The organism is Streptomyces nigra (assembly GCF_003074055.1).
Taxonomy (GTDB): Bacteria; Actinomycetota; Actinomycetes; order Streptomycetales; family Streptomycetaceae; genus Streptomyces; species Streptomyces nigra.
In genome coordinates this window covers 4,428,420-4,453,297 of record NZ_CP029043.1, presented here as the reverse complement: position 1 = coordinate 4,453,297, position 24,878 = coordinate 4,428,420, and the positions used below count along the sequence as shown (strand labels likewise).

21 protein-coding genes, 3 tRNA genes and 1 pseudogene are annotated in these 24,878 nt (G+C 69.4%); 4 read left to right on the top strand and 21 right to left on the bottom strand.

Annotation, left to right across the window (positions count from 1 at the left end):
* Positions 1-127: 127 nt before the first annotated feature.
* The 10 genes from DC008_RS20740 to DC008_RS20690 all read right to left on the bottom strand — a co-directional run bounded on the left by DC008_RS20740 (position 128) and on the right by DC008_RS20690 (position 13,244).
* Entirely contained in the window at positions 128-4,027 is a 3,900-nt protein-coding gene (locus DC008_RS20740; RefSeq protein ID WP_108708253.1) for a DNA-directed RNA polymerase subunit beta', read from the bottom strand.
* 98 nt (positions 4,028-4,125) lie between these two features.
* Positions 4,126-7,611 (bottom strand): DNA-directed RNA polymerase subunit beta, encoded by a 3,486-nt coding sequence (gene rpoB, locus DC008_RS20735; protein ID WP_055622548.1) that lies wholly within the window; start codon positions 7,609-7,611, stop codon positions 4,126-4,128.
* Between the two features lie 553 nt (positions 7,612-8,164).
* Positions 8,165-8,548: a 50S ribosomal protein L7/L12 gene (gene rplL, locus DC008_RS20725; RefSeq protein WP_108708252.1), complete on the bottom strand. Its 384-nt coding sequence runs from the start codon at positions 8,546-8,548 to the stop codon at positions 8,165-8,167.
* 110 nt (positions 8,549-8,658) lie between these two features.
* The gene (rplJ, locus tag DC008_RS20720; protein WP_055622549.1) at positions 8,659-9,189 is read right to left on the bottom strand and encodes a 50S ribosomal protein L10; all 531 of its coding nucleotides are present in this window, start codon (positions 9,187-9,189) and stop codon (positions 8,659-8,661) included.
* A 289-nt stretch (positions 9,190-9,478) separates the two neighbouring features.
* Positions 9,479-10,285 (bottom strand): SCO4651 family lipoprotein, encoded by an 807-nt coding sequence (locus tag DC008_RS20715; RefSeq protein ID WP_108708251.1) that lies wholly within the window; start codon positions 10,283-10,285, stop codon positions 9,479-9,481.
* A gap of 130 nt (positions 10,286-10,415) precedes the next feature.
* Entirely contained in the window at positions 10,416-11,141 is a 726-nt protein-coding gene (gene rplA / locus DC008_RS20710) for a 50S ribosomal protein L1 (protein WP_019329683.1), read from the bottom strand.
* Between the two features lie 84 nt (positions 11,142-11,225).
* The gene (gene rplK, locus DC008_RS20705) at positions 11,226-11,660 is read right to left on the bottom strand and encodes a 50S ribosomal protein L11 (protein WP_055622551.1); all 435 of its coding nucleotides are present in this window, start codon (positions 11,658-11,660) and stop codon (positions 11,226-11,228) included.
* Positions 11,661-11,830: 170 nt separating this feature from the next.
* Positions 11,831-12,700 carry a transcription termination/antitermination protein NusG gene (gene nusG, locus DC008_RS20700; RefSeq protein WP_055622552.1) on the bottom strand — a complete coding sequence of 290 codons (870 nt, stop codon included), beginning with the start codon at positions 12,698-12,700 and terminating at the stop codon, positions 11,831-11,833.
* An 81-nt stretch (positions 12,701-12,781) separates the two neighbouring features.
* Entirely contained in the window at positions 12,782-13,063 is a 282-nt protein-coding gene (secE, locus tag DC008_RS20695) for a preprotein translocase subunit SecE (RefSeq protein WP_108708250.1), read from the bottom strand.
* A gap of 108 nt (positions 13,064-13,171) precedes the next feature.
* Positions 13,172-13,244 (bottom strand) — tRNA-Trp (locus tag DC008_RS20690).
* Between the two features lie 282 nt (positions 13,245-13,526).
* Here DC008_RS20690 and DC008_RS20685 point away from each other — a divergent pair.
* Positions 13,527-14,753: a pyridoxal phosphate-dependent aminotransferase gene (locus DC008_RS20685; RefSeq protein WP_055622554.1), complete on the top strand. Its 1,227-nt coding sequence runs from the start codon at positions 13,527-13,529 to the stop codon at positions 14,751-14,753.
* Between the two features lie 122 nt (positions 14,754-14,875).
* Positions 14,876-15,916: an adenosine deaminase gene (locus DC008_RS20680; protein WP_108708249.1), complete on the top strand. Its 1,041-nt coding sequence runs from the start codon at positions 14,876-14,878 to the stop codon at positions 15,914-15,916.
* Here DC008_RS20680 and DC008_RS20675 read toward each other — a convergent pair.
* Positions 15,900-16,553: pseudogene (locus tag DC008_RS20675) on the bottom strand (hypothetical protein); the annotation flags it as partial. The gene DC008_RS20680 and the pseudogene DC008_RS20675 sit on opposite strands and share 17 nt — an antisense overlap.
* An 18-nt stretch (positions 16,554-16,571) precedes the next feature.
* A complete protein-coding gene (locus DC008_RS20670; RefSeq protein ID WP_108708248.1) occupies positions 16,572-17,201 on the bottom strand; it encodes a TetR/AcrR family transcriptional regulator in 630 nt (209 codons plus the stop codon).
* A gap of 110 nt (positions 17,202-17,311) precedes the next feature.
* Here DC008_RS20670 and DC008_RS20665 point away from each other — a divergent pair, with 110 nt between their 5' ends.
* On the top strand, positions 17,312-17,944 hold the full coding sequence (locus tag DC008_RS20665) for an NAD(P)-dependent oxidoreductase (protein WP_108708247.1): 633 nt from the start codon (positions 17,312-17,314) through the stop codon (positions 17,942-17,944).
* A gap of 40 nt (positions 17,945-17,984) precedes the next feature.
* On the opposite strand, the gene DC008_RS20660 is transcribed toward DC008_RS20665, so the two are convergent.
* The 9 genes from DC008_RS20660 to DC008_RS20620 form a co-directional block, all read right to left on the bottom strand.
* Positions 17,985-19,040, bottom strand: coding sequence for a UDP-N-acetylmuramate dehydrogenase (locus DC008_RS20660; protein WP_108708246.1), 1,056 nt, complete (start codon positions 19,038-19,040; stop codon positions 17,985-17,987).
* Between the two features lie 85 nt (positions 19,041-19,125).
* A complete protein-coding gene (locus DC008_RS20655) occupies positions 19,126-19,506 on the bottom strand; it encodes a DUF3291 domain-containing protein (protein ID WP_108708245.1) in 381 nt (126 codons plus the stop codon).
* 50 nt (positions 19,507-19,556) lie between these two features.
* Positions 19,557-21,020 (bottom strand): MFS transporter, encoded by a 1,464-nt coding sequence (locus DC008_RS20650; RefSeq protein ID WP_108708244.1) that lies wholly within the window; start codon positions 21,018-21,020, stop codon positions 19,557-19,559.
* A 91-nt stretch (positions 21,021-21,111) separates the two neighbouring features.
* On the bottom strand, positions 21,112-21,687 hold the full coding sequence (locus DC008_RS20645; RefSeq protein ID WP_208645932.1) for a TetR/AcrR family transcriptional regulator: 576 nt from the start codon (positions 21,685-21,687) through the stop codon (positions 21,112-21,114).
* 107 nt (positions 21,688-21,794) lie between these two features.
* A complete protein-coding gene (locus DC008_RS20640; protein WP_055622562.1) occupies positions 21,795-22,223 on the bottom strand; it encodes a MaoC family dehydratase in 429 nt (142 codons plus the stop codon).
* 5 nt (positions 22,224-22,228) lie between these two features.
* Positions 22,229-22,693, bottom strand: a complete 465-nt coding sequence (locus DC008_RS20635; protein ID WP_108708242.1) for a MaoC family dehydratase N-terminal domain-containing protein — start codon at positions 22,691-22,693, stop codon at positions 22,229-22,231.
* A 137-nt stretch (positions 22,694-22,830) separates the two neighbouring features.
* Positions 22,831-22,995: a 50S ribosomal protein L33 gene (rpmG, locus tag DC008_RS20630; protein WP_003948671.1), complete on the bottom strand. Its 165-nt coding sequence runs from the start codon at positions 22,993-22,995 to the stop codon at positions 22,831-22,833.
* Between the two features lie 90 nt (positions 22,996-23,085).
* Positions 23,086-23,158, bottom strand: a tRNA-Met gene (locus DC008_RS20625).
* 48 nt (positions 23,159-23,206) lie between these two features.
* Positions 23,207-23,279 (bottom strand) — tRNA-Thr (locus DC008_RS20620).
* A 283-nt stretch (positions 23,280-23,562) separates the two neighbouring features.
* Between DC008_RS20620 and DC008_RS20615 the strand changes: the two genes are divergently transcribed.
* A complete protein-coding gene (locus DC008_RS20615) occupies positions 23,563-24,819 on the top strand; it encodes an amidohydrolase family protein (protein WP_108708241.1) in 1,257 nt (418 codons plus the stop codon).
* The last annotated feature ends 59 nt before the right edge of the window (positions 24,820-24,878 follow it).

The window sequence follows — 24,878 nt, the reverse complement described above, 5'->3', positions numbered from 1 at the left end:
CGCCTCGGGCATCGGGGTCGGACCCTGACGGATCCCCGAGCGGCCCCCGAGCCGGCCCCCGAACCGCCCCGGGCACGCCGAAGGGCGGCCACCCCGAGGGGTGACCGCCCTTCACACGATCGCTCGCTTACTGGTTGTACGGACCGTAGTCGTAGTCCTCCAGCGGAACGGCCTGGCCGGAGCCGGTGCCGAACGGCGAGTAGTCGATGTCGTCGTAGCCGACGGCCGAGTACATCGCGGCCTTGGCCTCCTCGGTCGGCTCGACCCGGATGTTGCGGTAGCGGGACAGACCCGTACCGGCCGGGATGAGCTTACCGATGATGACGTTCTCCTTGAGGCCGATGAGCGAGTCGGACTTGGCGTTGATCGCCGCGTCCGTGAGGACTCGCGTCGTCTCCTGGAAGGACGCCGCCGACAGCCAGGACTCCGTGGCCAGCGAGGCCTTGGTGATACCCATGAGCTGCGGACGACCGGAGGCCGGGTGACCGCCCTCCTGCACCACACGACGGTTCTCGGTCTCGAACTTCGAGCGCTCGACCAGCTCGCCGGGCAGCAGCTCGGCGTCGCCGGACTCGATGATCGTCACCCGGCGGAGCATCTGCCGGATGATGATCTCGATGTGCTTGTCGTGGATCGACACACCCTGCGAGTTGTAGACCTTCTGGACCTCGCCGACCAGGTGGACCTGGACGGCACGCTGACCCAGGATGCGCAGCACGTCGTGCGGGTTGGTGGCACCCACGGTGAGCTTCTGGCCCACCTCGACGTGCTCGCCCTCGCTCACCAGGAGACGGGCGCGCTTCGAGATCGGGTACGCCGTCTCGTCGCTGCCGTCGTCCGGGGTGACGACGATCTTCTTGGTCTTCTCGGTCTCCTCGATCCGCACGCGGCCGGTGGCCTCGGAGATCGGGGCGACACCCTTCGGGGTACGGGCCTCGAAGAGCTCGACGACACGCGGCAGACCCTGGGTGATGTCGTCACCGGCCACACCACCGGTGTGGAAGGTACGCATCGTCAGCTGGGTACCGGGCTCACCGATGGACTGGGCGGCGATGATGCCGACCGCCTCACCGATGTCGACCAGCTTGCCGGTGGCCAGGGAGCGGCCGTAGCACATCGCGCAGGTGCCGACCTGGGACTCGCAGGTCAGGATCGAACGGGTCTTGACCTCCTCGACACCGTGGTGCACCAGCTGGTCGATGAGCACGTCGCCCAGGTCCACGTTGGCCGGCGCGATCACCTTGCCGTCGATGACGACGTCCTCGGCGAGCATGCGGGCGTAGACGCTGGTCTCGACGTCGTCCGCCTTGCGCAGCACACCGTCGGCGCCGCGGTTGGCGATCCGCAGCTTCAGACCGCGCTCGGTGCCGCAGTCCTCCTCGCGGATGATGACGTCCTGGGAGACGTCCACCAGACGACGGGTCAGGTAACCCGAGTCGGCGGTACGCAGAGCGGTGTCCGCCAGACCCTTACGGGCACCGTGCGTGGAGATGAAGTACTCCAGCACGGACAGACCCTCACGGAACGACGCCTTGATCGGACGCGGGATCGTCTCGTTCTTCGCGTTCGACACCAGACCACGCATACCGGCGATCTGACGCATCTGCATCATGTTGCCTCGTGCACCCGAGTTCACCATCATGAAGATCGGGTTGGTCTTCGGGAAGTTGTCGTTCATCGCCTCGGCGACCTCGTTGGTCGCCTTGGTCCAGATCGCGATGAGCTCCTGCGTGCGCTCGTCCTTGGTGATCAGACCGCGCTCGTACTGCTTCTGGACCTTCTCGTCCTGCGCCTCGTAGCCCTTGACGATCTCCTTCTTCGCCTCGGGAACGACGACGTCGGAGATGGCCACGGTGACACCGGAACGGGTCGCCCAGTAGAAGCCGGACGCCTTCAGGTTGTCGAGCGTCGCCGCCACGATGACCTTCGGGTAGCGCTCGGCGAGGTCGTTGACGATCTCGGAGAGCTGCTTCTTGCCGACCTCGTAGTCGACGAACGGGTAGTCCTCGGGCAGCAGCTCGTTGAAGAGCGCGCGGCCCAGGGTCGTCCGCAGCCGGAACGAGTCACCCTGCTGCCACTCCGGCTCGCCCTCCTCCTGCGCCGGCGGGGTCCAGCCGCGCGGCGGGATGGTGCCGACCGGGAAGCGGATGTCGATCTTCGACTGCAGCGAGAGCTCGCCGGCGTCGAAGGCCATGATCGCCTCGGCCACGGAGGAGAAGGAGCGGTCCTCGCCCTTCACGTCCCGCATCTCGCCGTCGGTGGTGAGGAAGAACAGACCGAGGACCATGTCCTGGGTCGGCATCGTCACCGGACGGCCGTCGGCGGGCTTGAGGATGTTGTTCGAGGACAGCATCAGGATGCGGGCCTCGGCCTGCGCCTCCGCGGACAGCGGAAGGTGCACGGCCATCTGGTCACCGTCGAAGTCCGCGTTGAACGCGGTGCAGACGAGCGGGTGGATCTGGATGGCCTTGCCCTCGACCAGCTGCGGCTCGAAGGCCTGGATGCCGAGGCGGTGCAGGGTGGGAGCACGGTTCAGCAGAACCGGGTGCTCGGCGATGACCTCTTCGAGGACGTCGTACACGACCGTACGGCCGCGCTCCACCATGCGCTTGGCGCTCTTGATGTTCTGCGCGTGGTTCAGGTCGACCAGGCGCTTCATCACGAACGGCTTGAAGAGCTCCAGCGCCATGGCCTTGGGCAGACCGCACTGGTGCAGCTTCAGCTGCGGGCCGACGACGATGACGGAACGCGCCGAGTAGTCGACTCGCTTGCCGAGCAGGTTCTGACGGAAGCGGCCCTGCTTGCCCTTGAGCATGTCGGACAGCGACTTCAGCGGACGGTTACCGGGACCGGTGACCGGCCGGCCACGACGGCCGTTGTCGAACAGCGCGTCCACGGCCTCCTGGAGCATGCGCTTCTCGTTGTTCACGATGATCTCGGGCGCGCCGAGGTCGAGAAGCCGCTTCAGGCGGTTGTTGCGGTTGATGACACGGCGGTACAGGTCGTTCAGGTCGGAGGTCGCGAAGCGGCCACCGTCCAGCTGCACCATCGGACGCAGGTCCGGCGGGATGACCGGCACGCAGTCGAGCACCATGCCCTTGGGGCTGTTGCTGGTCTGCAGGAACGCGGAGACGACCTTCAGGCGCTTGAGCGCACGGGTCTTCTTCTGGCCCTTGCCGGTGCGGATGATCTCGCGGAGCTTCTCGGCCTCCTCGTCGAGGTCGAAGGACTCCAGGCGCTTCTGCAGCGCCGCGGCACCCATCGAGCCGTCGAAGTACGTGCCGAAGCGGTCACGCAGCTCGCGGTAGAGCAGCTCGTCGCCCTCGAGGTCCTGGACCTTGAGGTTCTTGAACCGGGTCCACACCTCGTCCAGGCGGTCGATCTCGCGCTGCGCACGGTCGCGCAGCTGCTTCATCTCGCGCTCGGCACCCTCGCGCACCTTGCGGCGCACGTCGGCCTTGGCGCCCTCGGCCTCGAGCTCGGCCAGGTCGGTCTCGAGCTTCTTGGCGCGGGCCTCCAGGTCGGCGTCCCGGCGGTTCTCGATCTGCTGGCGCTCGACCGAGACGTGCGCCTCCAGGGAGGGCAGGTCGCGGGTACGGCGCTCCTCGTCGACGTACGTGATCATGTACGCCGCGAAGTAGATGACCTTCTCGAGGTCCTTGGGCGCCAGGTCCAGCAGGTAGCCGAGGCGCGACGGGACACCCTTGAAGTACCAGATGTGCGTGACGGGAGCGGCCAGCTCGATGTGGCCCATCCGCTCGCGGCGCACCTTGGCGCGGGTCACCTCGACGCCGCAGCGCTCACAGATGATGCCCTTGAAGCGGACACGCTTGTACTTGCCGCAGTAGCACTCCCAGTCCCGGGTCGGACCGAAGATCTTCTCGCAGAAGAGTCCGTCCTTCTCGGGCTTGAGGGTGCGGTAGTTGATGGTCTCGGGCTTCTTGACCTCGCCGTGGCTCCACTGACGGATGTCGTCAGCGGTGGCCAGACCGATCCGGAGCTCATCGAAGAAGTTGACGTCGAGCACTATGCGTCAATCCCTCTCAGGGTTGTAAGTCTTGGGGTCTGAAACGGGGGCCTGGGGGTCGGCGGGGCCCTGTGGGTAAGGGCCCCGCCGGACTCCCGTCAGACCTCTTCGACGCTGCTCGGCTCGCGCCGGGACAGGTCGATGCCGAGCTCCTCCGCAGCGCGGAAGACGTCCTCGTCGGTGTCACGCATTTCGATGGACATACCGTCGCTGGACAGCACCTCCACGTTCAGGCAGAGCGACTGCATCTCCTTGATGAGCACCTTGAAGGACTCGGGGATGCCGGGCTCGGGGATGTTCTCGCCCTTGACGATGGCCTCGTAGACCTTCACGCGGCCGGTGACGTCGTCGGACTTGATGGTCAGCAGCTCCTGGAGGGCGTACGCGGCGCCGTAGGCCTCGAGGGCCCACACCTCCATCTCGCCGAACCGCTGGCCACCGAACTGGGCCTTACCACCCAGCGGCTGCTGGGTGATCATCGAGTACGGGCCGGTCGAACGGGCGTGCAGCTTGTCGTCGACCAGGTGGTGCAGCTTGAGGATGTACATGTACCCGATGGAGATCGGGTCCGGGAACGGCTCACCGGAGCGGCCGTCGAACAGCCTCGCCTTACCGGTCGGCTGCACCATGCGCTCGCCGTCCCGGTTCGGGATGGTGTGCTGGAGCAGACCCGCGAGCTCGTCCTCGCGCGCACCGTCGAAGACGGGGGTCGCGACGTTCGTGCCCGGGGCGACCTGGTCGGCGCCGATCACCTGCAGGCGCTGCGCCCAGTCCTCGGCGAGGCCCGAGACGTCCCAGCCGCGGCTGGCGAGCCAGCCGAGGTGGATCTCCAGGACCTGTCCCGGGTTCATTCGGGACGGCACACCCAGCGGGTTGAGGATGATGTCGACCGGGGTGCCGTCCTCCAGGAACGGCATGTCCTCGATCGGCAGGATCTTCGAGATGACGCCCTTGTTGCCGTGACGGCCGGCGAGCTTGTCACCGTCGGTGATCTTGCGCTTCTGCGCGACGTAGACGCGCACCAGCTGGTTCACACCGGGGGGAAGCTCGTCGCCCTCCTCGCGGTCGAAGACGCGCACACCGATGACCTTGCCGGTCTCGCCGTGCGGCACCTTCAGCGAGGTGTCACGGACCTCACGGGCCTTCTCACCGAAGATCGCGCGCAGCAGGCGCTCCTCCGGCGTCAGCTCGGTCTCACCCTTGGGGGTCACCTTGCCGACGAGGATGTCGCCGGCGATGACCTCGGCGCCGATGCGGATGATGCCGCGCTCGTCGAGGTCGGCGAGGACCTCCTCGGAGACGTTCGGGATGTCCCGGGTGATCTCCTCGGGGCCGAGCTTGGTGTCACGGGCGTCGACCTCGTGCTCCTCGATGTGGATCGAGGAGAGGACGTCGTCCTGCACGAGGCGCTGCGACAGGATGATCGCGTCCTCGTAGTTGTGACCCTCCCACGGCATGAACGCCACGAGCAGGTTCTTGCCGAGGGCCATCTCACCGTTCTCGGTGGCCGGACCGTCGGCGAGGACCTGGCCCTCGACGATCCGGTCGCCCTCGTGGACGATGACCTTCTGGTTGACCGAGGTGCCCTGGTTGGAGCGGGCGAACTTGGCCAGGCGGTACGTGATGTACGTGCCGTCGTCGTTGGCGGTGGTGATGTAGTCCGCGGAGACCTCCTGGACCACACCTGCCTTCTCGGCCTTGACGACGTCGCCGGCGTCGACCGCGGAGCGGTACTCCATGCCGGTGCCGACGAGCGGGGCCTCCGCCTTGATGAGCGGAACGGCCTGGCGCATCATGTTCGCGCCCATGAGGGCACGGTTGGCGTCGTCGTGCTCGAGGAACGGGATCATGGCGGTCGCGACCGACACCATCTGGCGCGGGGAGACGTCCATGTAGTCGACGTCCTCGCCGCCGACGTAGTCGACCTCGCCGCCACGCCGGCGGACCAGGACGCGGGCCTCCTCGAAGCGGAGGTCGTCCGTCAGCGGCGCGTTGGCCTGCGCGATGACGAAGCGGTCCTCCTCGTCGGCCGTCAGGTAGTCGACCTCGTCGGTGACCTGGCCGTCGATGACCTTGCGGTACGGCGTCTCGACGAAGCCGAACGCGTTGACCCGGCCGTACGAGGCGAGCGAACCGATCAGACCGATGTTCGGGCCTTCGGGCGTCTCGATCGGGCACATGCGGCCGTAGTGCGACGGGTGGACGTCACGGACCTCGAAGCCGGCCCGCTCACGGGACAGACCACCCGGGCCGAGCGCGGACAGACGACGCTTGTGCGTCAGCCCGGACAGCGGGTTGTTCTGGTCCATGAACTGCGACAGCTGGCTGGTGCCGAAGAACTCCTTGATGGAGGCGACGACCGGCCGGATGTTGATCAGGGTCTGCGGCGTGATCGCCTCGACGTCCTGGGTGGTCATGCGCTCACGCACGACGCGCTCCATACGAGCCAGACCCGTACGGACCTGGTTCTGGATGAGCTCGCCGACGCTGCGCAGACGACGGTTGCCGAAGTGGTCGATGTCGTCGGTCTCGACGACGATGCTCTGACCGCTGTCGCCGACCGTCTCGGTCTCGCCCGCGTGCAGCTTCACCAGGTACTTGATCGTCGAGATGATGTCCTCGACGGTCAGGATGCCCGCGTCCAGCGGAGCGTCCGCACCCAGCTTCTTGTTGACCTTGTAGCGGCCGACCTTGGCCAGGTCGTAGCGCTTGGGGTTGAAGTAGAGGTTCTCGAGCAGCGTCTGCGCGGCCTCACGGGTCGGCGGCTCGCCCGGACGCAGCTTGCGGTAGATGTCGAGCAGCGCGTCGTCCTGGCCCTGGGTGTGGTCCTTCTCCAGGGTGGCGCGCATCGACTCGTACTCGCCGAACTCCTCGAGGATCTGCTCGGTGGTCCAGCCGAGCGCCTTCAGGAGGACGGTGACGGACTGCTTGCGCTTGCGGTCGATGCGCACACCGACCATGTCGCGCTTGTCGATCTCCATCTCCAGCCAGGCACCCCGGGACGGGATGATCTTGGCGGAGAAGATGTCCTTGTCGGACGTCTTGTCGATGGAGGAGTCGAAGTAGACGCCCGGCGAGCGGACGAGCTGCGACACCACGACACGCTCGGTGCCGTTGATGACGAAGGTGCCCTTGTTGGTCATGAGCGGGAAGTCGCCCATGAAGACCGTCTGGGACTTGATCTCGCCGGTCTCGTTGTTCGTGAACTCGGCGGTGACGAAGAGCGGGGCCGCGTACGTGAAGTCGCGCTCCTTGCACTCGTCGATGCTGTTCTTCGGGGGCTCGAAACGGTGGTCGCGGAACGTCAGCGACATCGACCCGGAGAAGTCCTCGATCGGGGAGATCTCCTCGAAGATCTCCTCGAGGCCGGACTTGGTGGGGACGTCCTGACCGGACTCCAGAGCCGCCTCGACCCGACTCTGCCAGGCGGTGTTGCCGAGCAGCCAGTCGAAGCTCTCGGTCTGCAGCGCGAGCAGGTTCGGAACCTCGAGGGGCTCCTTGATCTTTGCAAAAGAGATGCGCAGCGGGGCGGTGCTGGCGCCGTTGTTCGTATTCGCGGTCGAGGCGTTGCGCGAGGCGGCCAAGAGGGGGTCCTTCCGAGGGCTCGGACTCACTACGCGCGTACCGGCCCCTCACTCCCACATCGGGACAGACGTCGCCTGATCCGGCTGTTGGGCCAGGTCAGAGATGTCCGGTCGGCGATACTGAGGCGAGGGCAGACCCCTGGTGACGGGCAGGGGACAGCTAACAGGCAGCGCAAAGGGTCAGTGTAGCCACTAGGCACACTGATGTCCAGTCCCGGTTTTCAGAGACCCTCATTGTTCTCAACGCCTGCGCCATGCCTGCCTTCAACGCACGTTGATACTGCCCTCTTCGTCGCCGATCCATGCCTCGGATTCGGATCCTGTGACGACGCGTCCTGAGAATTGCGCGCTGCGTGCGGTTCGTCAAGGCCCTCATACCCGAACCCCGGGCCGACCAGGGACACGACGAAGATCACCATACCCCCCGACGAACGCGGCGCAAGGCAACCGCGGCCACACCCCGGATACGCCGAGGAGCGACCACCCGAATGGATGATCGCTCCTCGGTACGTCCGCGTTACAGCCCTAGCGGGCCGCTGCGTTCGTGAAGGTCTTACTTGACCTCGACGGAGGCGCCGGCGCCCTCGAGGGACTCCTTGGCCTTGTCCGCGGCCTCCTTGTTGACCTTCTCCAGAACCGGCTTCGGCGCACCGTCGACCAGGTCCTTGGCCTCCTTCAGGCCGAGGGAGGTCAGCTCACGCACGACCTTGATGACCTGGATCTTCTTGTCGCCGGCGCCGGTGAGGATGACGTCGAACTCGTCCTTCTCCTCGGCCTGCTCGGCCGGGGCGGCCGGGCCGGCCGGGCCGGCAACGGCGACGGCGGCAGCGGCGGTGACGTCGAACTTCTCCTCGAACGCCTTCACGAACTCGGAGAGCTGGATGAGGGTCATGCCCTCGAACTCGGCGAGCAGTTCGTCCTGGGTGAGAGCCACGATGGCTTTCCTTCCACTAATTCGGCAGGTGCCGGATGTACATGTGCTGGCGGGCGTACGTTGGCCCGCTACGACCTCCGCCTCAGGCGGCGGCGGTCATCGTGCGAGCCGAATTACTCGGCACCGCCCTGCTCGTCCTGCTTGGCACGAAGCGCGTCCACGGTGCGGACGAGCTTCGACGGGAGCGCCTGGAAGACCTGAGCAGCCTGCGTCTGCTTGCCCTTCAGAGCGCCCGCCAGCTTGGCGAGCAGAACCTCGCGGGACTCGAGGTCCGCAAGCTTCTTGATCTCGTCGGCGGACAGCGCCTTGCCGTCAAGGACACCGCCCTTGATGACGAGATTCGGGTTGTCCTTGGCGAAGTCGCGCAGACCCTTAGCCGACTCCACCGGGTCACCGGTGACGAAGGCGACAGCCGTCGGACCGTTGAACAGGTCGTCCAGCGTCGAGATCCCGGCCTCGTTGGCCGCAATCTTGGTCAGCGTGTTCTTCACCACGGCGTACTGGGCGTTCTCACCGAGCGAACGACGCAGCGTCTTGAGCTGCGCCACGGTGAGACCGCGGTACTCGGTCAGCACGGCAGCGCTGGAGTTGCGGAACTGCTCCGTCAACTCCGCCACTGCGGCAGCCTTGTCGGGCCTCGCCATAGAGTCTCGGCCTCCTTCCGGGTGATTCTGACCGCGCGGACCCGAAGGAGGACTGGGGAAAACGAAACGCCCCGGCGCAGGCGCACGGGGCGGACTCGACCGGCTCTGCGCACAGGCTGTGCGCCCCTCCGGGAGTTCTTCCACTGACACCTGCGCGGGTCGTCCGCTATTTCAGCGGATCCTTCGGCCACCGCGCCCTCATTCGAGCGCACGGCAACGACCAGCGGTCTTTGGCTTCTGTAGGAGAGTACGGGACGGTGTCACCGTCAGGCAAATCGCCCCTTACGGATCAGCTTCGGGGCTTCGCCTCCAGCAGTTCCCGCAGGTCGGCGGTGTCCCCGGCCGGCGGTTTCTCGACCGCGACGCGGACGCCGTAGTCGCGGTAGTACGCGGTCTGGGTCAGCGCCCCCGCGGCCGTACGGCCCTTCTCGACCTTTTTGACCAGCAGGTCCCGGTCGTCGACCCAGATGTCGACGGTCTGCCCGGCGGCGCCCTCCCCCGGCACGGTCCCCGAGTAGTGCGTGGCCCGGGTGCCCCGGACGGTCTCCTCGCCGACCTTGCGCACGTCCGAGGACGCGAGGAGCCGCTTCACCGAGGTGTGGGGCGCGGTGTCGCGCATCCGGTCGGCGAGGTCGGCCCCCGCGCTGCCCGCGACCCGCTCCAGGTCGTCGTAGGCGTATCTGATCCAGTGCCGGCCATCGGTCTTGCCGGCGAACACCTCGCCCATCCGGGCGTAGTACGCGTCCGGGAGGTAGCGGGCCTCCATCGACGTGCTGCCCAGCCGGCGCATCGTCTCGGCCGTGCTGCCGCCGGTGTACCGGATGCGCAGCGTGCCGGTGAGCGGGCCGCGCCAGGCGAGGGTGCCGCGGGCCGTCATGGAGAGCGCGGAACCCATGGTCGTCGTGGACTCCACGTACGACGACGCGGCGCGGTGCGTGGACCGCTCGGCCTCGCGCAGGGCGGCGGCCACGGCAGGGGCGGGCTCGGTGCGCTCGGGGCCCGCGGAGCCTTCGGGGGCGGTGCAGGCGGCCAGCGCGGTCAGCGCGACCGGCAGGGCGGTCCACGGCGCCGGCCGGCGGGCCCTCGTGCTTCTCATGCGTCCCCCCGTGCGGTTCCCCTGCGTGCACGGTAACCCAGGGCACCGACAGGGCGGGCGGAGACGAGGAACGGGCCCCGCACCCGGGAAAGGGTGCGGGGCCCGTCGTCGAGCCTGGTGAGCCGTTGGCTCAGACCGCGGCCGGGTCCTCCTCGACGAGGAGGTTGCGGGTGCGGTTGGAGTCGACCGGAATGCCGGGGCCCATCGTGGTGCTGATGGCGGCCTTCTTGATGTAGCGACCCTTGGCGGCGGACGGCTTCAGACGGAGGATCTCCTCCAGGGCCGCGCCGTAGTTCTCCACCAGCTTGGTGTCGTCGAACGACGTCTTGCCGATGATGAAGTGCAGGTTCGAGTGCTTGTCGACGCGGAACTCGATCTTGCCGCCCTTGATGTCGTTGACAGCCTTGGCGACATCGGGGGTGACGGTGCCGGTCTTCGGGTTCGGCATCAGACCACGGGGGCCGAGGACGCGGCCGAGGCGGCCGACCTTGCCCATGAGGTCCGGGGTGGCGACGACGGCGTCGAAGTCCAGGCGGCCCTTCGAGACCTCGTCGATCAGCTCGTCGGCGCCGACGATGTCGGCGCCCGCGGCACGCGCGGCCTCGGCACGGTCACCGGTCGCGAAGACCAGGACCCGGGCGGTCTTACCGGTGCCGTGCGGAAGGTTCACGGTGCCACGGACCATCTGGTCGGCCTTGCGCGGGTCGACACCCAGGCGGAAGGCGACCTCGACGGTGCCGTCGAACTTGGTCGTGGACGTCTCCTTGGCGAGACGGACGGCCTCGAGCGGGGCGTAGAGCTTGTCCCGGTCGATCTTGGCGTCCGCAGCGCGGAGAGACTTGCTGCGCTTGCTCACTACTGCTCCTGTGTGTGCTTAGGAGTCGTGGTCGGGGCCGAGCAGGCCCTCCCACGTTCTGCTTGTCGTACGGGGGGGTGGAGGTCAGCCCTCGACCGTGACGCCCATGGAACGCGCGGTGCCGGCGATGATCTTCGACGCGGCGTCCAGGTCGTTGGCGTTGAGGTCGGGCAGCTTGGTCTGGGCGATCTCGCGGACCTGCGCCTCGGTGATCTTGGCGACCTTGGTCTTGTGCGGCTCGCCGGAGCCCTTCTCGATGCCCGCGGCCTTGAGGATCATCTTGGCGGCCGGGGGCGTCTTGGTGATGAAGGTGAAGGAGCGGTCCTCGTAGACCGTGATCTCCACCGGGATGACCCAGCCACGCTGCGACTCGGTCGCGGCGTTGTAGGCCTTGCAGAACTCCATGATGTTGACGCCGTGCTGACCCAGCGCGGGGCCGACCGGCGGGGCCGGGTTCGCGGCACCGGCCTGGATCTGGAGCTTGATGAGCCCCGTGACCTTCTTCTTCTTGGGAGGCATTGCTCTCCGGGTCCTTTCGATTCGGGTCCTGCCCGCCTCCGGGGACCACCCGGACGCAGGCATACCGCACAACGATAACGGGTATAGATGCGCGGCCTGAAACCGAGCAGGTCAGACAGGCTGCGGGACAGCCGGTCTGACCTGTTCGGACGTTATCGGGAAGACGCCGACTAGTTCTTCTGGATCTGGTCGAAGCTCAGCTCGACCGGCGTCTCACGGCCGAAGATCTCGACGAGACCCTTGACCTTCTTCGAGTCGGCGTTGATCTCGTTGATCGTGGCCTGCAGCGTGGCGAACGGGCCGTCGGTGACGGTGACCGAGTCGCCGACCTCGAAGTCCAGCACCTGGACCTCGACCTTGCGCTGCGGCGCGGGCTTGCCCTCGGCCTCGGCGGCCTCGCGGGCGGCCTTCTCCTCGGCCTCCGGGGCGAGCATCTTGACGATCTCGTCCAGGGTCAGCGGGTACGGGTCGTAGGCGTTGCCCACGAAGCCGGTGACGCCCGGGGTGTTGCGGACGACGCCCCAGGACTCGTTCGTCAGGTCCATACGGACCAGGACGTAGCCCGGGAGCTTGTTCTGCTTGATCGTCTTGCGGTCGCCGTTCTTGATCTGGACGACCTCTTCCTGCGGCACCTCGGCCTGGAAGATGTAGTCCTCGACGTTCAGCGAGACGGCGCGCTGCTCCAGGTTGGTCTTCACGCGGTTCTCGTAGCCGGCGTAGGTGTGGATCACGTACCACTCGCCGGGCAGGGTGCGGAGCTCCTCGCGGAGGGCGGCGACGGGGTCGACCGGCTCGGTCTCCTCGGCCTCTTCCTCGGCGGCCTCGTCCGCGTTCTCGGCGGTCTCGGCATCCTCGGTCTCGGCGTCCTCGACGGCGTCGGCGTCCACGACGGTCACCGCGGCTTCCTCGGCGGGCTCGCCCGCCTCGGCGTCGGCAGCCTCGACCTCGTCCAGGTCCTCGTCCGCGCCCTCGACGATGTCGAGCTCGTCGTCCACGGACTGGTCCGGCTCGACGGCGTCGTTCAGGTTCTGGTCAGACACGGTGGCTGCTTCTTCCTGGATACATAGGGGTGGAACATGCGAAAGGGGCGCCGGTAACCCGCGGCGCCCTTCGCTCTTTGCTCAGCCGAAGACGTACTTGGCGGCGTTGTCGAGCCCATAGTCAATCACGGTCACGAGACCGATCATGATGACGACGAAGATGATCACCACGGTGGTGTACGTCGTCAGCTGATTGCGCGTCGGCCAGACGACCTTCCGGAGCTCCGCGACGATCTGGCGGTAGAACAGCGCGAGCCGCTTCAGCGGGCCCTTCTTGCCGCGCTTGCCGCCCTTGCGCGTCTTCTTCTCCGGCGCCTCGTCCTCGGCATCAGGCATGTCGATGGAGCCCACGGCGTCCGTCACTCGTCCTCACCTGATTCCGGGTCGTGGCCGTGCCGCGCCCGGTTTGAGCCGCACGGCGGTGCATTGCTGTACGTACATGCGCACACATCCTGGCGAAGGTGTGTGTAGCAGGGCCGGAGGGACTTGAACCCCCAACCGCTGGTTTTGGAGACCAGTGCTCTACCAATTGAGCTACGACCCTTTGTGTGTCCCCCAACGTACCGCATCCGCGCGGATGCTCGGTGTGCACCGTGCGGCGGCGGCTGCTGAAGGCCAACGAGGTGAGAGTGTACGTGGTCGCGGGCGCCCCGTCGAACAGAAAGTGGCCGATGGGAACCCGGCCGGCGCAGGACCTTCGGCCGGGCGGGCCTCCGCCCGCCCAAGATCGCGCTGGCCGCGGGCGGGATCCGGACGGATGTTCAGGCGATGTTCAGTCCGTGAAACCCGTGTGCCGGGCGCGTTTCCTGTCTGAAACGATGGGGCCATGAGCGCTGCAACCCCTCCGACCGAGCGCCGGGTCTCCGCCCGAATCGGCGCGATCTCCGAGTCCGCCACCCTCGCCGTGGACGCCAAGGCAAAGGCCCTCAAGGCCGCCGGGCGCCCGGTGATCGGCTTCGGCGCCGGTGAGCCCGACTTCCCGACCCCGGACTACATCGTCGAGGCCGCCATCGAGGCCTGCAAGAACCCGAAGTACCACCGCTACACCCCGGCCGGCGGTCTTCCCGAGCTGAAGGCCGCGATCGCCGCGAAGACGCTGCGCGACTCCGGCTACGAGCCCGACGTCTCGCAGATCCTCGTCACCAACGGTGGCAAGCAGGCCATCTACGAGGCCTTCGCCGCGATCCTCGACCCGGGCGACGAGGTCATCGTCCCGGCGCCGTACTGGACGACGTACCCGGAGTCGATCCGGCTCGCGGGCGGCGTCCCGGTGGAGGTCGTCGCCGACGAGACGACCGGCTACCGCGTCTCCGTGGAGCAGCTGGAGGCCGCCCGTACGGAGAAGACGAAGGTCGTCCTCTTCGTGTCGCCGTCCAACCCGACCGGCGCCGTCTACACCGAGGCCGAGACCGAGGCGATCGGCCGCTGGGCCGTCGACAACGGCCTGTGGGTCCTCACCGACGAGATCTACGAGCACCTGGTGTACGGCGGGGCCGCCGCGGTCTCCCTGCCGGGTCTGTTCCCCGAGCTGCGCGACAAGTGCGTCGTCGTCAACGGCGTCGCCAAGACGTACGCCATGACGGGCTGGCGGGTCGGCTGGGTCATCGGCCCGAAGGACGTCGTCAAGGCGGCGACCAACCTCCAGTCGCACGCCACCTCGAACGTCTCCAACGTGGCGCAGGCCGCCGCGCTCGCCGCCGTCTCCGGCGACCTGGAGGCCGTGTCGAAGATGCGCGAGGCGTTCGACCGCCGCCGCAAGACGATCGTGCGGATGCTCAACGAGATCGACGGCGTGGTCTGCCCGGAGCCCGAGGGCGCCTTCTACGCCTACCCGTCGGTGAAGGCCCTGCTGGGCAAGGAGATCCGCGGCAAGCGCCCGCAGTCCAGCGTCGAGCTGGCCGAGCTGATCCTGGAGGAGGCCGAGGTCGCGGTCGTCCCGGGTGAGGCGTTCGGCACGCCGGGCTATCTGCGGCTGTCGTACGCGCTCGGCGACGAGGACCTCGTCGAGGGCGTGAGCCGTATCCAGAAGCTGCTCGCGGAGGCCCGGGACTGACGTTCCCCTTCCGCTGTGAGGGCACCTCCGGTCCCGGAGGTGCCCTCATTTGTTTGTGCGAGCAAGACCACTAAAGGGGAAACCGCTACCGGGACCCCTCGGGCGTGCGGCAGGATCTGGGAATGGAGCGTGTACGTGATGTCTCTGAGCTGCCGAAAGCCCATCTGCACCTGCACTTCACCGGCTCGATGCGGCCGACGACCCTGCTGGAGCTGGCCGACAAGTACGGGGTACGCCTGCCCGAGGCGCTGACCGACGCGCTGACCAGAGGCGAGTCCCCCAAGCTGCGGGCGACGGACGAGCGGGGCTGGTTCCGCTTCCAACGCCTGTACGACGCCGCCCGCTCGTGCCTGCAGCAGCCGGAGGACATCCAGCGCCTGGTCAGGGAGGCCGCCGAGGAGGACATCCGGGACGGCTCGGGCTGGCTGGAGATCCAGGTCGACCCGACGTCGTACGCGCCCCGGCTGGGCGGGCTCATCCCGGCTCTGGAGATCATCCTGGACGCGGTCGAGACGGCGTCGCGGGAGACGGGGCTCGGGATGCGCGTCCTGGTCGCCGCGAACCGTATGAAGCACCCGCTGGACGCCCGCACCCTCGCCCGGCTCGCGGTGCGCTACGCCGACCACGGCGTCGTCGGCTTCGGGCTCTCCAACGACGAGCGGCGCGGCATGGCCCGGGACTTCGACCGGGCCTTCCACATCGCGCGCGAGGGCGGCCTGCTGTCGGCTCCGCACGGCGGCGAGCTGACCGGGCCGGCCTCGGTCCGGGACTGCCTGGACGACCTGGACGCGCACCGGATCGGGCACGGGGTGCGCGCGGCGGAGGACCCTCGGCTGCTGAAGCGCCTCGCCGACCGGGGGGTGACCTGCGAGGTCTGCCCGGCCTCGAACGTCGCCCTCGGTGTCTACGCCAAGCCGGAGGACGTCCCGCTGCGCACGCTGTTCGAGGCGGGGGTGCCGATGGCCCTGGGCGCGGACGACCCGCTGCTCTTCGGCTCGCGGCTGGCCGCCCAGTACGAGATCGCCCGGCGGTACCACGGGTTCAGCGACGAGGAGCTGGCGGAGCTGGCGCGTCAGTCCGTACGCGCCTCGGCCGCGCCCGAGGAGACGAAGAAGAGGCTGCTGGCGGACGTGGACGACTGGCTGGTTCGCCCGGCCGTCTGAAGTGGGCGTACGGCGGGTACGGCTTGAAGCAGACCAGCACCTCGTAGGGGTGCCCGCCACCGGGCGGCTGGGCGAGCGGCAGTCCCGTCATCATCGCCGAGTGCCCTTGGGCGACCCGCTTCCGGCGCGGTCCGAACCCTGCCGCGTAGGCGAATTCGGCGGCGGACGCGGCGAACACCTCGCGGCCGCCGAACAGGAAGAGCGTGCGCGCGTGGGTGGTGTGCCGTAGGTCGTCCCGGTCCCGCCGGTCCTGCCAGGCCTGGGCGTCCCGCTCGGTGCGGGCCTCGTCGGTGCGGGCGGTCAGCGGGGTGCCCTGGCGCAGCCCGCGCCGCAGTCCGGGCCATTGGCCGGGGCGCAGGCCGAGGGTGTGGTGGGCGAGGACGAGGTCGACCCGCTCGCCCCAGCCCTCGTCGGGCGGGACGCCGTCGCGCAGGGACACATGGACGATCGTGTGCGGGGAGCGGGAGGCGAAGGAGAACAGGGCGGCCAGCGTGTTGAGGCCGTCGTGGTCGCCGAGCAGCAGACCGATGGGGTCGGGCGCGGTCAGGGAGGTGTGGCGCAGCGGGGTCCTCGGGCGGACCACCCGGTGGGTGTGCGGTCCCGTCCGGGGCCGGAACTCCGTCAGCCTCAGCCGCATCTGCGCTGCCTCATGGCGTCAGGGTCGCGGGCGGGCGGCCTCCGGCGCAACGGAGATTCCGTCGAGGAGGGTTCGGGCGAGCCGGGCGGCGAAGGCGTCCGCCGGCGGGCGTCCGCCCTCCGGGCCCGCGTCGTAGGCGAAGGCGCGCTGGGCGCAGGCGCCGAGGAGCAGGGAGGCGGCCGCGAAGGTGTCGGCGTCGGCGCGGACGCGGCCCGCCGTCTGCTCGGCGCGCAGATAGGCGTCGAGGGCCTCGATGGGCTTGTGCGGACCGGCGCCCATGGTCCGCAGCGCGTCGTCGTGGCGCCGCTTGAGCTGGGGCTCGGCGTACAGGGAGGCGGCGATCGGGAAGCTCTGCTCGTAGAAGAGGGCGGCCTGCTCGGCGATCCGGGTGAGGTTGTCCTCCAGGGTGCCCGTGCCGGGCTCAGCCGTGAGGGTGCTGAGCAGGGGTGCCAGCCGGGGCAGCCGCTCGCCGAGGACCCGGACGAACAGCTCCTCCTTGCTCGCGAAGTACTTGTAGAGCGCGGCCTCGGAGCATCCGGCGGCCTTGGCGATCTCCTTGGTCGTGGCCCGGGCGAGACCGACGGTCAGCAGCAGGTCGTGGGCGGCGTCGAGGATGCGGACGCGGGCGGGCTTCTGCACGGATTCCACGCAACGGACCTTACCGGGGGTTGACGGGTGGGTGAGTACTTACCCACTCTAGAGACCAAACAGAGGTGAGTGAATACTTACCCACCAACAGTTTCGGATCGGGGAGAGCCATGAAACTCACGGTGTTCGGTGCCACCGGAGGCATCGGTCAGGAGATCGTCCGGCAGGCGCTCGCCGCCGGACACGAGGTGACGGCGGTCGTCCGGGACCCGGCGCGACTGCCGGTGACGGGCGCCGGCCTGGAGGTGTTCCGCTCGGACCTGACCGACCCGGAGGCCGTGCGCCCCGCGGTGTCCGGCCGGGACGCCGTCCTCTCCGGCCTCGGCGCCCGCAGCCGCAAGGACGCCGGGATCACCGCCCGGCTCACCCGTACGGTGCTGCGGGCCATGGAGGCAGAGGGCACACGCCGGCTGCTGGTGGTGAGCGCGGCACCGCTCGGACCGGCCGCGCCGCAGGACGGCCCGCTGGACCGCACGATGCACGCGGTGGTCTCCGCGGTGCTCAAGCCCGTGTACGACGACCTCCGGGAGATGGAGGCCGAGCTCGCGTGCAGCACGGTGGAGTGGACGTCGGTCCGGCCGCCCCGGCTCCAGGACAAGCCGCTCACCGGCGCGTACCGCACGGTGGTCGGCGGCACCCCGGCCCGGGGCCGCTTCATCGGCCGCGCGGACGTGGCGCACGCGATGCTGGCGATGACGCAGGACGCGTCGACGGTGAAGCAGGGGGTGGGGGTGGCGTACTGACGCCGTGACCGGCGGTGGCTTTGCGGGCTTCCCGGCGGACCTACAGGCTGACTCCCACCGTCACCGGCTCGTTGACCAGCGTGATCCCGAACGCCTCACGGACGCCGGCGACGACCTCGCGGGCCAGCGCCAGCAGGTCCTCGGTGGTCGCCGCGCCCCGGTTGGTGAGGGCGAGGGTGTGCTTGGTGGAGATGCGGGCGGGGCCGCTGCCGTACCCCTTGGTGAAGCCGGCCTTGTCGATGAGCCAGGCCGCGGAGGTCTTGGTGTGCCCCTCCCCCGCCGGGTACGCGGGCGGCTCCACGCCGTCGCCGAGACGCTCGCCCACGCGCGCGCGGAACGCCGCGAACTGCTCGTCGCTCAGGATCGGGTTGGTGAAGAACGATCCGGCGGACCAGGTGTCGTGGTCCTCGGCGTCGAGGACCATGCCCTTCCCGGCGCGCAGCTTCAGCACGGTCTCGCGCGCGGCGGCCAGCGGCACCCGGTCGCCGGCCTCCACACCGAGGGCGCGGGCCGTCTCGGCGTACCGGATCGGCGCGGAGAGCCCGTCCGCGTCCTCCAGCGCGAACCGGACGCGCAGCACCACATAGCGCTCGGGGTCGGACTTGAAGCGGCTGTGCCGGTACGAGAAGGCGCACTCCTCGTTCGTCAGCGTGACGGTCTCGCCGCGGCGGCGGTCGTAGGCGATCACCTCGGTGATCGTGGAGGAGACCTCCTGGCCGTACGCGCCGACGTTCTGGATCGGGGTGGCGCCCGCGCTGCCGGGGATGCCGGCGAGGCACTCGACACCGGCGAGCCCGGCCTCGACCGTGCGGGCGACGGCGTCGGTCCACACCTCGCCCGCGGCCAGCTCCAGGGCGCCGCCGGCGAGCTCGACACCCTTGGTGGCGACGACGAGTGCGGTGCCCTCGAAGCCCTTGTCGCCGATGACCAGGTTCGACCCGCCGCCGATGACCAGCAACGGGGTCCCCGCCGCGTCCGCCTCGCGCACGACGTCGATCACCTCGGCGTCGGTGGTTGCGGTGACCAGGCGGGTGGCCGGGCCGCCCAGCCGGAAGGTGGTGAGGGGGGCGAGGGGGGCGTCGTGGAGTACCTGCACGCGCCCAAGACTACGAGACGGCACCGACAGCCCCGGCACCCCTGTGGATACCGGGGCCACGTCGGCCTCCACGCGCGCGTGCCGGTCAGCCGAGCCGGCGCCGCGCCTCCGCCCAGTCCAGCGGGAGCGCGTCACCCGGCACCTCCCAGCGGGCGTACTTGGCGTCCCGCATCTGCCCGGACAGGCCACCGGCACTCGGGGCGTGCGGGCCGGAGCGGGCGAACTCCTTCAGCGCGGCCGGCGACTCCCAGGCGGACAGCGTCCAGAAGGTCCTCCTGAACACCTCGGCCTTCAGGGTGGCCCCGTACGCCCCGGGCGCCCGGCTCACCTGCCGCCACACGCCCGGCGTGCGCAGGAGGAAGCGGAACGCTCCCCACAGGGTGCGGGTCTCGAAGCGGGAGGCGAAGACGAGCACGTCGGTGCCGGGCGGAACGGGGTTCGGCGTGGTCCAGGGAAGCGTGGGCACAGCGGTTCCTCCTTCTCCTCGGGCAGGGCAGGGACGTCGGCGACAGGGCGTCACCGGACGGCCGGCTGGAGCTCGCGCTCCGGCAGGCTCTCGGCCGCGTCCCCGTCCGCCTCGACGGCGTGCCGCCGCCCCGGGACGAACAGCGCCGCGACACCGGCGAGGGCCACGACGGCGGCACCGGTGACCAGGGCGGGCCGCAGCCCGTCGACGAACGTCTGGCCGGTCTCGTAGCCGCCCTGGGCCGCGAAGATCGAGCCCATGACGGCGATGCCGAGCGCGCCGCCGACCTCGCGCAGGGCGTTGTTGGCGCCGGACGCGATGCCCTGCTCGCCGCGGCGGACGCTGGACATGACCAGGTGGGAGGCCGGGGCGAAGAACAGCGCCATGCCGACACCGCTGATGATCAGACCGGGCAGCTGGGCGGCGTAGGAGACGTCGACGGTGACCACGTACGCCATGTAGCCGAGACCGGCGGCCTGCAGGAACAGTCCCGTGGCGACCACGGGCCGGCCGCCTATCCGGTCGGCGAGGATGCCGGCGATCGGCGCGACCAGCATCGGCATACCCGTCCACGGGAGCATCCGCAGCCCCGCCTCGGTCGGCGAGTAGCCGAGCACGCCCTGCATGTACTGGCTGAGCAGGAAGATCGACCCGAACATCCCGAGGAACATCAGCAGGCTCGCCGCGTTGATCCCGGCGAAGGCGCGGGAGCGGAACAGCCTCATGGGCAGCATGGCGTTGCGGGCCCGGGCGCTGTAGAGGACGAACCCGACGAGCAGCGCCCCGCCCGCGAACAGGCCGGTCAGGACCAGACGCCCGGTCCAGCCGTCGGAGGGGCCGCGCACCAGCCCGTACACGATGCCGAAGAGTCCGCCGCTGGCCAGCAGGGTGCCGGGGATGTCGAGCGGGGCGCCGGTGCCGTGCGACTCGGCGAGACGCAGCCGGGCGAGCGGCAGCAGGGCGACGCCCAGCGGGACGTTCAGCCAGAAGATCCACTGCCAGGAGATGTGCTCGGTGAGGCTGCCGCCGATGAGCGGCCCGGACGCGACCGCGAGCCCGTTGACCGCGCCCCAGATGCCGAACGCCATCCCGCGCCGGGCCTCGGGCACCGCCGCCGTCAGCAGGGTCAGCGTCAGCGGCATCATGATCGCGGCGCCGACACCCTGCACCGCGCGGGCGGCGATCAGGGAGTCGATGCCGGGTGCCAGGGCCGCGGCCGCGGAGGCGACGGTGAAGATCATGATGCCGACGAGGAAGAGCCGGCGACGGCCGAAGCGGTCGCCGAGGGCCGCGCCGAACATCAGCAGGACGGCGAAGGTGAGCGTGTAGGCGCTGACCGTCCATTCCAGGTCGTGCAGCCCGCCACCCAGGTCCTCGCGGATGGACGGCAGCGCGGTGGTGACGACGAGGTTGTCGAGTGCGGCCATGAATCCGGCGACGCCGGTGATGATCAGGGCCCAGACGGCCCCGCGCGGGTTCGTCTCCCCCGCCTTGTGATCGGTCCGGTGTGACATCGCTCCCCCAGGAGTGTGCGATTCCGCTTGATAGTTATTGATCACTAACTTCTGCGGCCATAAAAGAGAGCGGCGATCCGCGCCGCCCTTCCTACGCCCCGTTCCCGCTTCCGCTCTCGTCCCCTTCGGCGGAATCCATGCCCGCCCAGACCCGGTGCTCGGGCGGGAAGCCCATGGCCACCAGGCAGTTGATGAGCATCCCGTACGCCATGAAGGTCGTCGTCTCGCCGACATCCGCCCCCAGCGACAGATGCACGGTGTCCCACAGGCGCATCCAGCCGGCCCGTACGGCCTCGCCGAACTCGTGGTCGCCCTCCTGCTCGGCGGCGGCCACGGCGAGGAACATCTGCATCTGCATCATCAGCCGCTCGGGATGCTCGGAGACCATCCGGCGATACGCCTCACCCATGGCATGCAGGGCCTCCTCGCCCTCCACCCCTTCGGCGGCCTCGGCGAAGACCCGGTGGATGTCCTCCACGCACTGCCCGGCGGCGGCCAGGAAGATCGCCCGCTTGCCCGGGAAGAGCCGGAAGAGATACGGCTGCGAGACACCGACCCGCTTGGCGATCGTCTCGGTGGACGTGCCGTGGTAGCCGCCTCGCGCGAACTCGGCCATGGCCGCCCGCACGACGCTCTCACGCCTCTCCTCCGCACTCATCCTTGCCATGCTTCGAAGTTAGTGCTTAATAACTAACTAAGTCAAGGGTGGGTCGAACGCCGGAAAAAAAGGGGGGCGCCCCCTCCAAGGAGGCGCCCCTCACACGCGGTCGTGCGTCACGCCAGCCGCACGACCGCCCGCGACATGCCGAGCACCTTCAGCCCGGCGCTGGTCACGGTCAGGTCCACACGGACCTTGTTGTCGTCGAGCTTGGCCGCGACCTTGCCGCTGACCTCGATCGTGGCGCCCTTGTCGTCGTTCGGGACGACGACGGGCTTGGTGAAGCGGACGCCGTACTCGACGACCGCCGCCGGGTCGCCGGTCCAGTCGGTGACCACCCGGATCGCCTCGGCCATGGTGAACATGCCGTGCGCGATGACGTCCGGGAGTCCGACCTCCTTGGCGAACTTCTCGTTCCAGTGGATCGGGTTGAAGTCGCCCGAGGCGCCCGCGTACCGCACCAGCGTGGCGCGGGTCACGGGGAAACTCTGGGCGGGCAGCTCGGTGCCGACCTCGACATCGTCGTACGCGATCTTCGCCGTCATCGGTCTCAGCCCTGCCCTTCCCCGGCGTCCGCCCCACGGGCCACGAGTTTCGTCCAGGCGGTCACGACGTGCTCGCCGGCCTCGTCGTGGACCTCACCGCGGACGTCCAGGATGTCGTTGCCCGCCATGGTCTTCACGGCCTCGATCGTCGAGGTCACGGACAGCCGGTCACCGGCGCGCACCGGGCGGGTGTAGGCGAACTTCTGATCGCCGTGCACCACCCGGCTGTAGTCCAGGCCCAGCTGCGGGTCGGCGACGACCTGCCCGGCGGCCGCGAAGGTGATGGCGAAGACGAAGGTCGGCGGGGCGATCACATCGGGGTGGCCGAGCGCCTTGGCGGCCTCCGGGTCCGTGTGGACCGGGTTGGCGTCACCCACCGCCACCGCGAACTCGCGGATCTTCTCGCGCCCCACCTCGTAGGGCTCGGTGGGCGGGTAGCTCCGCCCCACGAAGGACTGGTCGAGCGCCATGGCCCGGCACCTCCTGGTGTCGTCTGCTGCGATGGTCCTGATGCTGCGCCCGGTCGGCCGGAACCGAGCGGTAACCGCGGTGGAAACGACGCGAGGCCGCCCCCACGATCGGGGACGGCCTCGCGTACGAGCCTGATTTATCGCGTTTCGCGGTGCGCGGTGTGCGCATTGCAACGCGGGCAGTGCTTCTTCATCTCCAGACGATCCGGGTTGTTACGCCGGTTCTTCTTGGTGATGTAGTTCCGCTCCTTGCACTCCACGCAGGCCAGCGTGATCTTCGGGCGGACGTCGGTGGCAGCCACGTGAGTGCTCCTAAGACGAACGGATGGACTGATTCAACGCAAGAAAGAGTAGCCGATCGAAGGACCGACCCCGCAATCGGCTACTGTCAGTAGCGGTGACCGGACTTGAACCGGTGACACAGCGATTATGAGCCGCTTGCTCTACCGACTGAGCTACACCGCTGTGATGCGATCAGGCCCCGTCTTGCGACGGGAACCTTTCACACACCAGAGCCCCAAAACGGAATCGAACCGTTGACCTTCTCCTTACCATGGAGACGCTCTGCCGACTGAGCTATTGGGGCGAGCGATGAAGACATTACACGGTCTGCCGCCGTTCGCCCAAATCCGTTTCCCGGCCCCCGTCCGCACCCGAACACCGGGCCGAACCACCGCCTCCCGGACCCCACCACCACCGCGCCGACGGCCCCACCGCGAGGGACCACGCCGGTACGACTATTGCGCTCCTGCGCGCCAGGACCGGGTCGCCACCCTAGGCTCGACTCACTCTGCGTGATCTTGCATGCCCGGCGCAGTGCCCCTGCGGGGTCCGCAGCGCCGATGCGCAGCCCGAGCCCCTGGAGCGCGATGCCCGACAGCCACCCCCAGCCGCCCCCTCCGTCCTCGTCGTCGGGCCCGGCCGACCCCGGCTCCCTCCTGCTGTGCGGGGCGCGTCTCACCGACGGCCGGACCGTCGACGTACGGCTGAGCGGCGGGCGTATCGAGGCGGTGGGCACGGCGGGGAGCCTGACCGGGGACGGCACACGCGCGTCCGGGTCCCGGGTGGACCTGAGCGGCTACCTGCTGCTGCCGGCACCGGCCGAACCGCACGCCCACGGCGACACCGCCCTCTCCGCCGACCAGGACGGCCCCGCCTCCTACGAGGCCGAGGACGTCCAGCGCCGGGCCACGGAGGCCGCCCTGCTCCAGCTCGGCCACGGCGCGACCGCGCTGCGGGCCCATGTGCGGGTGGGCGACGTCCAGGAGCTGAACGCGCTGGCCGCCGTCCTCCAGGCACGGCGTGCGCTGCGCGGGCTCACGGAGTTGACGACCGTCGCGATGCCCCGGCTGCTGACCGGGGTGGCGGGCGCGGACGGGCTGGCCATACTGCGGGACGCGCTGAAGATGGGCGCCTCGGTGGTCGGCGGCTGCCCCGACCTGGACCCCGATCCGACCGGCTACGTCGAGGCCGTCCTGGAGGTCGCCTCCGAGCACGGCTGCCCCGTCGACCTGCACACCGACGCCACCGACCCGGCCAGGCTGTCCCGTTACGCCGCCATGGCGGGCGGACTGCGCCCCGGCGTCACGCTGAGCCCGTGCGGCGGACTGGGGCGCCTGCCCGCGGAGACGGCCTCCCGCGCCGCCGACCAGCTCGCCGCGGCCGGGGTCACCGTGGTGTGCCTGCCCCAGGGCGGCTGCGGGGGCGTGGAACGCCGCGGCACGGCGCCCGTACGGCTGCTGCGCGCCGCCGGGGTCCGGATCGCCGCCGGCAGCGGCGCGTTGCAGGACGTCTCCAACCCGGTCGGTCGCGGCGACCCGTTCGAGGCCGCCTACCTGCTGGCCTCCCGTCATGGACTGCGCCCCGAGGACGCGTACGACTGTGTGAGCGCGTCGGCGCGCGCGGTGCTGGGTCTGCCGGAGGTCCGCGTGGAGGCGGGCTTCCCGGCCGAACTCCTCGCGGTGCGCGGCGAACGCCTCGCGGCGGCGCTGTCCCTGGCCTACAGCCGGATCGTGGTGCATCGCGGCCGCGTAGTGGCCCGGACGAGCGCGGTCCGCGAATACTGCAACTCGGCCGCGACGGCGGAACTGGGCCTGCCGCGGCAGGGCCGCGGGGAGCTGTCGTGAGGGCGTGGGCCGGGGGTGCGGCTCCCCTGTGTGGGTGACCGGCCGGCGTCGTGCGGCGG